Here is an 11,820-nt window from a genome sequence, read left to right on the forward strand (position 1 = left end):
GGCCTTATGGTTGTCGGAGCGTAAAGAGAAGTCGTTACCAGAGTGTTGAAGGGGCGGGCAGTCACGCCGCGTGACGATTGTCCTCCGCCAGCGCGCGATACGACAGCGCTTCGGCCAGATGCAGCCGGCCGATCGCCTCGGCGTGATCGAGATCGGCGAGCGTCCGCGCCACGCGCAGCACGCGGTGATAGCCGCGCGCCGACAGCCGCATCGTCTCGGCGGCCTCGCGCAGCAGCTTCTGGCCGGGGGCGTCGAGCTTGGCGACATCGTCGAGCACGGCGGCGGGCGCCTCGGCGTTGGTGCGGATATGCGGCAGGCCGGCCTTGGCATAGCGGGCGCGCTGCAGCTCGCGCGCGGCGGCGACGCGGGCGGCGACCTCGGCCGAGCCTTCCTTGGATGGCGGCAGGATCAGGTCGGCGGCGGTGACCGCCGGCACCTCGATACGCAGGTCGATGCGGTCCATCAGCGGGCCGGAGATTCGGGTCTGGTAGTCCGCCGTGCAGCGGTCGATGCGGCCGCGCTTGCACGCGTACCCCGGCTCGAAGGCATTGCCGCAGCGGCAGGGATTCATCGCCGCGACCAGCATGAAGCGGGCAGGGTAGGTGACGCGGTGGTTGGCGCGCGAGATCGAGACCTCGCCATTCTCCAAGGGTTGGCGCAGCGAATCCAGCACGCGCGGATCGAACTCCGGCAGCTCGTCGAGAAACAGCACGCCCTGATGCGCCAGCGAGATCTCGCCGGGGCGGGCGCGCAGGCCGCCGCCGGTCAGCGCCGCCATGCTGGCGGAATGATGCGGGCTGCGGAACGGCCGCCGGTTGGTCAGCGCGCCGCCCTCGATCTCGCCGGCGACTGAGGCGATCATCGACACTTCCAGGAGCTCGGCCGGCGACAGCGGCGGCAGGATCGACGGCAGCCGCGCCGCCAGCATCGACTTGCCGGCGCCGGGCGAGCCGATCATCAAGAGATGATGCCCGCCGGCGGCGGCGATCTCGAGCGCGCGCTTGCCGCTCTCCTGGCCCTTGATGTCGCGCAGGTCGAGCAGGCTCGCGGGCGCCTCCTGGATCTTCGGCTGCGGCCGCGACAGCACCTGCGTGCCCTTGAAATGGTTGGCGATCTGGATCAGCGAGCTCGCCGCGATGATCTGCAAATCGGGGCTCGCCCACGCCGCCTCGGCGCCGCAGGCGGCCGGGCAGATCAGGCCTTCCTCGCGGCCATTGGCGCCGATCGCGGCCGGCAGCACGCCCGCCACGGGCGCGATCGAGCCGTCGAGGCCGAGCTCGCCAAGCACGGTGAAGCCGCTGAGCGCATCGGGCGGGATGGCGCCGATCGCGGCCATCAGGCCGAGCGCGATCGGCAGGTCGTAATGGCTGCCTTCCTTGGGCACGTCGGCCGGCGCCAGGTTGACGGTGATCCGCCGCGCCGGCAGCGCCAGGCCGGAGGCGATCAGCGCCGAGCGCACCCGCTCGCGCGCCTCCGACACCGCCTTGTCCGGCAGTCCGACGATCGCGAACGCCGGCAGTCCGGGCGCGACCTGGACCTGCACGTCGACCGCGCGGGCCTCGATTCCCTCGAAGGCAACGGTGGAAACGCGCTGGACCATGATGCCCCCTCCCGCGAGAAGGCTAGCGGAAGCGGGTCCAGTTCGCAAGAACAATACAGGAACAAGCCGGTGCGCCGGACGCGCGCAATCCGTTAACGACGGTCGCATCGCGACCCAGGTCGGTCTGCTTGGCTTAACGCGCCTTTAGTCCGGCCTTCGCATTCTTCCGCAATTGATGATCGACCCGCGCCTCCGTCACGGCCGAGAGGCGCCCAACGAGGGACGTGTGATGCCTCCAGCGCCCGCGGCAGCTCCAACTGCCAAGACGCCCGCCGGTGATGCGCGGACGGTGTCCGAGCTCGCCACCGACATGCTGCGCCGGACCACCAGCCTGTTCCTGGCCGGTCCGCGGCCGGCGTCGAACGAGCAGCTCGATCTCTACGATCAGATGTTCGCCCGGCTGATGCCGCAGGTCGCGACCGAGCTGCTGGCCGAGCTGAGCATGGCGCTCGCCGGCGTCGAACGCGCGCCTTACGCGACGGCGCGGATGCTCGCCGTTCACCCCGAATTGCGCGTCGCCGGGCCGATGCTGGCCAAGGCGGCGGTGCTGACCGAGCGCGACCTCGCCGAGTTCATCCGCACCGGCAGCCCGGCGCATCTCGTCGCGATCGCCAGCCGCAGGGGCATCGGCGACAATCTCACGACGCAGCTGATCGCGCGCGGCTTTCCGGCGGTGCGCATGGCGCTGGCGCAGAACCTCACGTCAAAGCTGTCCGAGGATGGCTATCGCAGCCTGTTCAAGATCGCCGAGCGCGATGAGGATCTCGCCGAGAAGCTCGCGCTGCGCACCGACCTGCCGGCCAAGCTGTCGCGCGCCTTCGTCGCCGCGGCCAGCGAGGGCGCCCGCGCCCGCTTCATCAAGGCCGCACCGCCGGCGACCCGCGCGACCCTTCAGGCGACGCCGACCCGCTCGCCCGGCGCGGCGATGCGCGCGATCTGGGACTATCAGCAGGTCAAGGCTGAGGTCGCCGCCCTCAGCCGCACCGGCAAGCTCGGCGACTCCGCCGTCAACCGCTTCTGTGCCACCGGCGATTTCCCTGCCGTGATCGCGGCGCTGGCGCTGCTCTGCGTCGTCACCATCGAGACGATCGAGACGCTGCTGGAGGAGGATCGCCTCACGGATCTGCTGCTGGCCTGCAAGGCGGCACGGCTGAGCTGGGCGACGACGTCGATGATCCTGCGCGACCGGCCCGGCTGCGACGCGCTTCCAGCCGATGACCTCGAAGAGGCGCGCAAGCGCTTCGAGAAGCTTGCGCTGTCCGAAGCGCAGTGGAAGGTGCGCGGGCTCGAATCGCGCTGAGCGAGCGCGGGAAGCGGCGTCAGCCCGGCGGGGTCGACGGGTAGGCCGTGAAGTCGATCTTGAACATCGCCGGGTCGAGCTTCTTGGTCGTATCGAGATTGTAGACGGCAATCGTGGTGTCGTAGCCCTGCGGATCGGTCACGGTCCACTGCTTGAGCTGACCGTCCTTGGCGCCGAGCATCAGCATCAGCCGGCTGGTGCCGATCAGGGCCTGCTTCTCCTCGATCGTGATCGTGACGTAGAGGTCGTCGGCGGCGACCGCGATCACGTTGGTGTCCTTCAACAGGTCGATGCGGTCGGACAAGAGATAGCGCAGCGGCGTCTGCGACAGCGGATAGACGTCCTGGGTGGCGAGCTTGCGGTCGCGCACCACCAGCGAGGAGCCGTCGGCGATGATGTCGATCGGGGTCGGCGGGTCATATTCGAAGCGGACCTTGCCGGGCTTCTGGATGTAGAAATCACCCTTGGTCTTGCTGCCGTCCGGGCCGACCTGAACGAAATTCCCAACCAGCGTCTGCAGCGACGACAGATAGGCGCTGACCTTGGCCGCCTGCGCCTTCTGGTTGGCGTCGAACGAGGTGAAGATGCTGGCCGGCACGTTGCGCCGGGGATCGGGAATGACCGGATTGGGCGGGGCCGTCTGCGTGGTCGAGGGGCTCTGGCCGGCCCGCTGCTGGTCGGAGGCGCTGAGCTGGGAGCCGCTCTTCGGGCCTGATTTCGGAGCCGGCGTGCCTTGCGCGGCGGCGTGACCGGACGCTCCGGCGATGGAGCATGTCGTCACGGCGCAGGCGACCAGCCAGGCGCCGATCCGGCGCCCGCGCCAAGCTGCGTGATACGAAAACGTGCTGTTCAACAAGGAGCTTTTCAAAACGACGTCCTGAGGTTTTACGCGTTCTATCCCGGTTCGGCCGGGCAGCGTGATCGTAATCGCGTGAAGATCGGGCACCGAAGCGGCGTTTCTGCGGCCATCGGGCCGTCAGAACCCGCCTTCCTCCTCGGGCACCAGGATCTCGCGCTTGCCGGCGTGGTTGGCCTGGCCGACGATGCCTTCCTGTTCCATCCGCTCCATCAGCGAAGCGGCCTTGTTATAGCCGATCTGCAGCCGCCGTTGAATGTAGCTGGTGGAGGCCTTGCGGTCGCGCTTGACCACGGCGACCGCCTGCGAGAACAGGTCGTCGCCGCCGCCACCGCCGCCCATGCCGGTGGCGTCGAACACGGCGCCATCCTCCTCGCTCGGCTCCTCGGCGGTGACCGCCTCGAGATATTCCGGCGAGCCCTGGGCCTTGAGATGCTTGACCACCTTCTCGACCTCCTCGTCGGAGCAGAACGGGCCGTGCACGCGGCTGATGCGGCCGCCGCCGGCCATGTAGAGCATGTCGCCCTGGCCGAGCAGCTGCTCGGCGCCCATCTCGCCCAGGATGGTGCGGCTGTCGATCTTCGACGTCACCTGGAAGGAGATGCGGGTCGGGAAGTTGGCCTTGATGGTGCCGGTGATGACGTCGACCGACGGACGCTGCGTCGCCAGGATGACGTGCAGGCCGGCGGCGCGCGCCATCTGGGCGAGGCGCTGCACCGTGCCCTCGATGTCCTTGCCGGCGACCATCATCAGGTCGGCCATCTCGTCGACGATGATGACGATGTAGGGCAGGGGATCGAGGTCGAGCTTCTCCTCCTCGTAGATCGCCTTGCCGCTCTCCTTGTCGAAGCCGGTATGGACGGTGCGGGTCAGCTCCTCGCCCTTGGCGCGCGCTTCGCCGAGACGGGCGTTGTAGCCGTCGATGTTGCGCACGCCGAGCTTGGCCATCTTCTTGTAGCGCTCCTCCATCTCGCGCACGGCCCATTTCAGCGCGACCACGGCCTTCTTCGGGTCGGTCACGACGGGCGTGAGGAGATGCGGGATGCCGTCATAGACGGAAAGCTCGAGCATCTTCGGGTCGACCATGATGAGGCGGCACTGATCGGGGCGCAGCCGATACACCAGGCTCAGGATCATGGTGTTGATCGCGACCGACTTGCCCGAGCCGGTGGTGCCGGCGATCAGCATGTGCGGGGTGCGGGCGAGATCGATGATGATGGATTCGCCGCCGATGTTCTTGCCGAGGCACAGCGGCAGCTTTGCGACGCTCTCGGTCGCCTCCTTGGCCACCAGCAGCTCGCGCAGGTACACCTTCTCGCGATGCACGTTGGGCAGCTCGATGCCGATGGCGTTGCGGCCGGGCACGACGGCGACGCGCGCCGACAGCGCGCTCATCGAGCGGGCGATGTCGTCGGCCAGGCCGATCACGCGCGAGGACTTGATGCCCGGCGCCGGCTCCAGCTCGTACAGCGTGACGACCGGGCCGGGATGCGCCTTGACGATCTCGCCGCGCACGCCGAAATCCTGCAGCACGCCCTCGAGAGCGCGCGAATTGGCCTCCAGCTCGCTCTTCGACAGCGGCTGGCGGTCGGAGGATTTCGGCGCCGCCAGCATCGAGACCGAGGGCAGATCGTATTTGTCGTTGGACTTTTTCGCAGGAGTCTTCGGCGCCGGCTTCTTGCGCGACTTCGGAGCGGGCTCCTCCTCCTCTTCTTCGTCCTCGCCCTCCTCGGCTTCTTCCTCGTCGCCGCCGTCCTCGTCCATCTCGGGCGCGAGCGTCGGCTTGCCCTGGCCGCGGCCGAGGCTCGGCTCCTGCCGGCCTGCGGCGGCGGCGCGCGGCTGCGGACCTGACGACACCAGCGCGCGGTAGGCCGTGCTGAGGAACCAGACGACCTGCGCCTTGGCGCTCATGATGGCATGGAACACCCAGCCGAGCCGGATCGCCTTGCGGTCGTCGTCATCCTCCGGGTCGGCCAGCGGCGTGTCGTCGTCCTCGTCGGCGAGCAGGCTCGGGTCGGCTTCCTTCGCGCCCATGCCGCCGGCCACCAGCAGGCAGCCGATCATCGCCACCAGAAGAAGGGCGCCGAGCACCAGCCGATAGATCACGCCGGGCGGTCCGAACACCACGGCCGGTGCGCGCACCAGGGCATCGCCGACGACACCGCCGAGACCGGTCGGCAGCGGCCAGGCATGCGAGCGCGGCCAGCAGCTGGCAAAGCCGGCGGCGATGACGGCGCCGAGAATCCAGGCGCCGAAGCGCAGCGCCTCGCGGTCGAACGGCCGGTGCGTCATCATCCGCCAGCCGCGGATCGAAAGCGGCAGGATCGCCATGATCGAGCCGAGACCGAGGATCTGCATCAGCAGATCGGCGCTGATCGCGCCGGGATAGCCGACGATGTTGCGGATCGCGCGCGAGGTGGCGTGGCTCAGGCTGGGGTCCTGCACCGACCACGTCATCAGCGCCGCCGCGGCCACGCCGCACAGCGCGATCAGGCAGAGGCCCGCAAGCTCGCGCAGCCGCCGCACCAGCGCGTCGCGCAGCGACGTCGGCAGGTGGTTGACCAGGGGAATGACTCGTTCGATCGCCGGCATCTGCATCAGCCCCGCGATTATCCCAGGACCTCGACCAGCCGGTGCAACGCCTCACCGGTGGATTCGGCATCGGCCACCAGCGCCAGCCTGATGTAGCCGAGGCCCGGATTGAAGCCGTCGGCCTGCGGCCGCGCCAGGTAGCTGCCGGGCACCACGCGCACGCCGGCGTCGCGATACAGCCGCAACGTCACCTCCTCGTCGCCGCCGCGCTCAGTGACGTCGAGCCAGACGCAGAAGCCGCCATCGGGCCGCCTGTAGCCATAGCGGTTGCCGATGATCTGGTCGGCGAGGTCGAACTTGGCGCGGTACAGCCGCCGGTTCTCCTCGACATGGGCCTCGTCGGCATAGGCGGCGACCGCCACGTGCTGCAGCGGCACCGGCACCTGCGGCGCCGCGACGTTGCGCAGCTCGTGAAAGCCCGCGAGGAATCGGCGGTCGCCGGCGGCGAAGCCGATCCGCATGCCCGGCACGTTGGAGCGCTTCGACAGTGACTGGAACGCGACCACATTGGTGTAGTCGGGCCCGGCATGCTCCAGCATGCTGCCGGGCGCCGCCTTCGTGTAGATCTCCGAATAGCATTCGTCGCTGAAGATCAGGAAGCCGTAGGCGTTGGCGAGCCGGACCAGCTTGCGCATATAGTCCGCTGATGCCACCGAGCCCTGCGGGTTGGCCGGCGTCGCAAGGTAGAACGCGATCGTGCGCGACAGCGTCGCCTCGTCGATCGCCTCGAGGTCCGGCAGAAAGCCGTTCTCGCGCGTCGTCGGCAGATAGATGGAGTCGCAGCCGGCGGTGCGCGCGCCGACGCCGTAGACCGGATAGAACGGGTTCGGCATCAGGATCGCGGGCTTGCCGCGGCGCGGGCCGACGTGGCGGAGCGCGGCATGGGCGGCGAAGAACAGGCCCTCGCGGCTGCCGTTGAGGACCAGGATCTCGTGCTCGGGATCAACAGCGCGCGGCAGCGCGAATCGGCGCGACAGCCAGCCGGCGGCCGCCTTGCGGAACGGCTCGATGCCCTTGGCCGCGGGGTAGCGGCCGAACTCGGCGATGTGCTGGGCCAGCACCGGCCCGACGAAGCCCGGCACCGGATGCTGCGGCTCACCGACGGCGAGCGTGATCATCGGCTTGCCCGGCTTGTAGGGGGCGAGCAGCTCGTTCAGCCGCGCAAACGGCGAGCGTTCGCTCTCCGAATGGCTGGCGCCAGCGGGCGCGGGGGATGAAGCGGTCATTGCCATACGTAAAACGCGCGCCAAACCAGTGGAAGCCGCCGATCGCCCATGAACCGGTGCCTTTAGCGGTCACCATAGGTGGGGCGAGGTTAAGACGCGATTAACCATCGGCGCTGCCGCCCGTTTTGATCGGTTTTCCCGCCCCGATCCAGAGGCAATTTCGCAACAGCGGCGGACATTGTGGTGATTCGGGGGGCGGAGGGGAACCGTCTCATTTGGCTAGGCCCAAGCCGCCGCCAGCGCGCTGCCCGATACAGCGCCCTCGCCCCTTGTGGGGAGAGGGCATCGCTGGCCCATCCGCGAGCGCGGTTGGGTGAGGAGGGGTCTCTCCACGGGCTGAGCTTGTGGAGAGATACCCCTCACTCAACCGCGCCTGCCGCACGCTCATACATGCCCTCTCCCACAAGGGGAGAGGGCGCATTCATAAGCACCGCCGCAGATGACAAAAACGGGCGGCCCGGTGCGCCGGAATATCAATGGGAATCTGCGCGCACCGGGCCTTGGCCGAACTACTTGGGGGCTTAGTTCGGGTGATGGTCAATTAGCACCCTGGTTTTTCCCTTGTATTGCCAACTTCCGAAGATTTGTAGAATTTGATTTCGGAAGCCACCGAGTGCGGCGTGGATGGACCAATTGCTTAACGGACATGTCCGCCTCCGCCGTGGCTTTCCGGTCGCAGCGCGGCGGACGCACTTATTAGCGTGTCGCACGCTTTGTCGACCCGCCGGGCCGAGAATCTTGTCTGGCCGGACATAATCAGCCACATCCAGAATCATCAGACATTTCGCGAAACGAGATCGGCGCATCGCGACCATGATTGGCGGGCATCAGCGATTCCCGTGGCGTGCCGGCGAATGCGTGCGCGCCGAGGACTCTGACTTTCGAAAGAGCGTCGATGATGCGTCTGAGACTGCCGGGCGTGTTTGCCCTGATCATGCTGGCCCTGCCAATGACCGCGCCGCCCCGCATCGCCATGGCAGCGCCGGCCGCGGTTGCTACTTTGATTACCGTCGAGGGCAACCGGCGCGTTGAATCCGACACCATCCGCTCCTACTTCAAGCCCGGCCCGTCCGGCACGCTGGATGCCGGCCAGGTCGACGACGGTCTCAAGGCGCTGGTCGAGACCGGCCTGTTCGCCGACGTGAAGATCGACCGGCAGGGCGGCCGGCTGATCGTGCGCGTTGTCGAGAATCCCGTGATCGGCCGCGTCGCCTTCGAGGGCAACAAGAAGGTCAAGGACGAGCAGCTCACGGCGGAAGTGCAGTCGAAGCCGCGCGGCACGCTGTCCCGTCCGATGGTGCAGTCCGACGCGCAGCGCATCGCCGAGATCTATCGCCGCTCCGGCCGCTACGACGTCCGCGTCACGCCCGAGATCATCGAGCAGCCCAACAACCGCGTCGATCTCGTCTTCACCATCGAAGAGGGCGTCAAGACCGGCGTGAAGTCGATCAGCTTCGTCGGCAACAACGCCTATTCCGCCGCGCGCCTGCGCGACGTGATCAAGACCCACGAATCGAACTGGCTCAGCTTTCTCGGCAACAACGACGTCTACGACCCCGATCGCGTCGAGGCCGATCGAGACCTGATTCGCCGGTTCTATCTGAAGAACGGCTATGCCGACGTTCAGGTCGTCGCGGCGCTCAGCGAATACGACCCTGGGCAGAAGGGCTTCCTGGTCACGTTCCAGATCGAGGAAGGCCAGCAATACCGCGTCAGCTCGGTGCAGTTCCAGTCGAGCGTCGCGGCGCTCGACGCCAACACGCTGCGCGGCTATTCGCGCGTCAATGTCGGCGCGCTCTACAACGTCGAGCAGCTCGAGAAGTCGGTCGAGGAGATGCAGATCGAGGCGTCGCGCCGCGGCTTCGCCTTTGCCGTCGTGCGTCCGCGCGGCGACCGCAATCTGGAAGCCCATACGGTGGCGATCGTGTTCCAGGTCGACGAGGGCCCGCGCACCTATATCGAGCGCATCACCATCCGCGGCAACACCCGCACCCGCGACTACGTGATCCGGCGCGAGTTCGATCTGTCCGAGGGCGACGCCTACAACCGCGCGCTGGTCGATCGCGCCGAGCGCCGGCTGAAGAACCTGGATTTCTTCAAGGACGTGAAGATCACCGCAGAGCCGGGCTCGTCGAGCGACCGCGTCATCCTCGTGGTCAATCTGGAGGAAAAGTCGACCGGCGATTTCTCGATCTCGGGCGGCTATTCCACCACCGACGGCGCCCTGGCCGAGGTCTCGATCTCCGAGCGCAATTTCCTCGGCCGCGGCCTGTACGCCAAGGCGGCGGTCACCTACGGACAATATACCCGCGGCGTGTCGCTGTCCTTTGTCGAGCCCTATCTGCTGGACTACCGCGTGGCGCTCGGGCTGGACGTCTCCTATCGTCAGCAGCTCGCCAACAGCTATACGAGCTACGGCACGCGCACGATCGGCTTCAGCCCGCGGCTCGGCTTCCAGCTGCGCGAGGACCTGTCGCTGCAGCTGCGCTACTCGCTGTACCGGCAGGAGATCACGCTGCCGTCCTATCTGGCGAACTGCAACAACAACAACGCCAACGGCCTGCTCGCCTTCAATCCGACCCCGGCCTATATCCAGAGCGTGCTCGGCGGCGTCGATCCGACCAACGCGACCAGCTCCGGCGTCTATGGCTATGGCTGCTACGGCGACGGCGAATCCAGCCTGGCGGTGCGCAAGGAGCTGAATGACGGCGCCGCGCTGACCTCGGCGCTCGGCTACACTCTTACCTACAACACGCTCGACAACACCAAGAACCCGACCGACGGCCTGCTGATCGACTGGCGGCAGGATTTCGCCGGCGTCGGCGGCAATGTCAGCTATCTGAAGTCGGCGGTGGACGCGAAATATTACACCCCGCTGGTCGCCGATATCGTCAGCGTCATCCATCTGCAGGGCGGCATGCTGAACAAGATCGGCGACAAGGACCTGCGCATGCTCGACCACTACCAGATGGGCCCGACGCTGGTGCGCGGCTTCGCGTCCAACGGCATCGGGCCGCGCGACATCACCTATCGCAGCCTCGGCGCCACCGGCGATTCGCTCGGCGGCACCAAATATTGGGGCGCCTCCGCCGAGCTGCAGATGCCGTTCTGGTTCCTGCCCAAGGAAGTCGGCCTCAAGGGCGCCGTCTATGCCGACGCCGGCTCGCTGTGGGGCTATCAGGGCCCGACCTCCTGGGCCGCCACCGGCGAGGTCAACTCGGCCGCCTGCAAATGCGGCATGCTGTATGACGACAGCAAGGTCGTGCGCTCCTCCGTCGGCGTCGGCCTGATCTGGGCCTCCCCGTTCGGCCCGCTCCGCTTCGACTACGCGGTGCCGCTGTCCAAGGGCAAATACGACGTCACCCAGGAATTCCGGTTCGGCGGCGGCACGTCGTTCTGAGGGCGGGTGCAGATTGCCTGATCGATCCTTGAGCGTTTGAACCTCGCCCGCCAATTCCAACCGCGGTGCGCACCCCTCCCCCTTGCGGGGAGGGGTCGGGGGTGGGGGGTCCACGAATCCGCTGCCGATGAGAGTCGATGCCCATGTCTTGATAGCGACGGGCCAGCCGTTTTGCTGATCGTACGACGCGCGCCACTGGATTCATCGCCCTGACCGACCGGGTTGATCCCTGACATTTTGGACCGGGCTGACTCCTGACAGTATTCGATCACTGCTGTTTTGTCTCCGCCGTTTCCTGCGCGACGCGGAGCCGCGCACGCGGCGGAGCAAAGCGCAGGAAACGGCGGTCGCGGTCGATGAGGCCGAGGTCTCGGCCGTAGAAGCGGACGATGTGGCTGTCGGTCTCATGCGAGATCGCGTGACGTCGCCCGCATTCCTCCCATGCGCAAACTGCCCGTCGTGTTAGTTTGTCGCGATATTCGGCCTTGTGCCGTCGGGCAAATCACCTGCACATTTCCGCGCGTCCCTGCTGCCGCATGAGGGGCGTGTCGCGACCGTCACGAGACGTTGGCAGTGGGATGCGATGGGCGTGTGTCGACGCAGCGTGGATCGGTCTGCGCGGACGAACGATCGATGCACGCACGGTCAAGTCGCGCGGTCCTGATATCCCGACGCTGATATCAACTCACGACGAAGCTTCGCTTCGCGTGGGGATGGTGGCCAGACAGCCCGGCGCACCAGGGAGAACGCGAAGCAGCCGTTAAAACCGTTGCGCAGGGAGGGCCGGGTGTGTTCGGCCAGACCTGTGGTACCTGCCGCCTGCATTTTCTTTCGCAGGCGGGCCAC

Annotated in this window: 6 protein-coding genes and 1 pseudogene; 2 read left to right on the forward strand and 5 right to left on the reverse strand. The window is 67.3% G+C overall.

What is annotated here, in order from left to right:
• Positions 1–61: 61 nt before the first annotated feature.
• Positions 62–1,600 carry a YifB family Mg chelatase-like AAA ATPase gene (locus tag QX010_RS28265; protein WP_316183045.1) on the reverse strand — a complete coding sequence of 513 codons (1,539 nt, stop codon included), beginning with the start codon at positions 1,598–1,600 and terminating at the stop codon, positions 62–64.
• Between the two features lie 229 nt (positions 1,601–1,829).
• Between QX010_RS28265 and QX010_RS28270 the strand changes: the two genes are divergently transcribed.
• Entirely contained in the window at positions 1,830–2,900 is a 1,071-nt protein-coding gene (locus QX010_RS28270; protein WP_316183046.1) for a DUF2336 domain-containing protein, read from the forward strand.
• Positions 2,901–2,919: 19 nt separating this feature from the next.
• On the opposite strand, the gene QX010_RS28275 is transcribed toward QX010_RS28270, so the two are convergent.
• From QX010_RS28275 to QX010_RS28285, 3 genes are all read right to left on the reverse strand, one after another.
• Positions 2,920–3,708 (reverse strand): outer membrane lipoprotein carrier protein LolA, encoded by a 789-nt coding sequence (locus QX010_RS28275; RefSeq protein ID WP_409997877.1) that lies wholly within the window; start codon positions 3,706–3,708, stop codon positions 2,920–2,922.
• 168 nt (positions 3,709–3,876) lie between these two features.
• Complete coding sequence (locus QX010_RS28280; RefSeq protein WP_315800859.1) at positions 3,877–6,354, reverse strand: DNA translocase FtsK; 2,478 nt, start codon at positions 6,352–6,354, stop codon at positions 3,877–3,879.
• An 11-nt stretch (positions 6,355–6,365) separates the two neighbouring features.
• Positions 6,366–7,580, reverse strand: coding sequence for an aminotransferase class I/II-fold pyridoxal phosphate-dependent enzyme (locus tag QX010_RS28285; protein ID WP_316183047.1), 1,215 nt, complete (start codon positions 7,578–7,580; stop codon positions 6,366–6,368).
• Between the two features lie 889 nt (positions 7,581–8,469).
• On the opposite strand from QX010_RS28285, the gene bamA reads away from it, so the two are divergent.
• Complete coding sequence (bamA, locus tag QX010_RS28290; protein WP_316183048.1) at positions 8,470–10,974, forward strand: outer membrane protein assembly factor BamA; 2,505 nt, start codon at positions 8,470–8,472, stop codon at positions 10,972–10,974.
• A gap of 645 nt (positions 10,975–11,619) precedes the next feature.
• On the opposite strand, the pseudogene QX010_RS28295 reads toward bamA, so the two are convergent.
• A pseudogene (locus QX010_RS28295) lies at positions 11,620–11,820 on the reverse strand (hypothetical protein); the annotation flags it as partial.

Source organism: Bradyrhizobium sp. SZCCHNRI1009, from assembly GCF_032487575.1.
Lineage (GTDB): Bacteria > Pseudomonadota > Alphaproteobacteria > Rhizobiales > Xanthobacteraceae > Bradyrhizobium.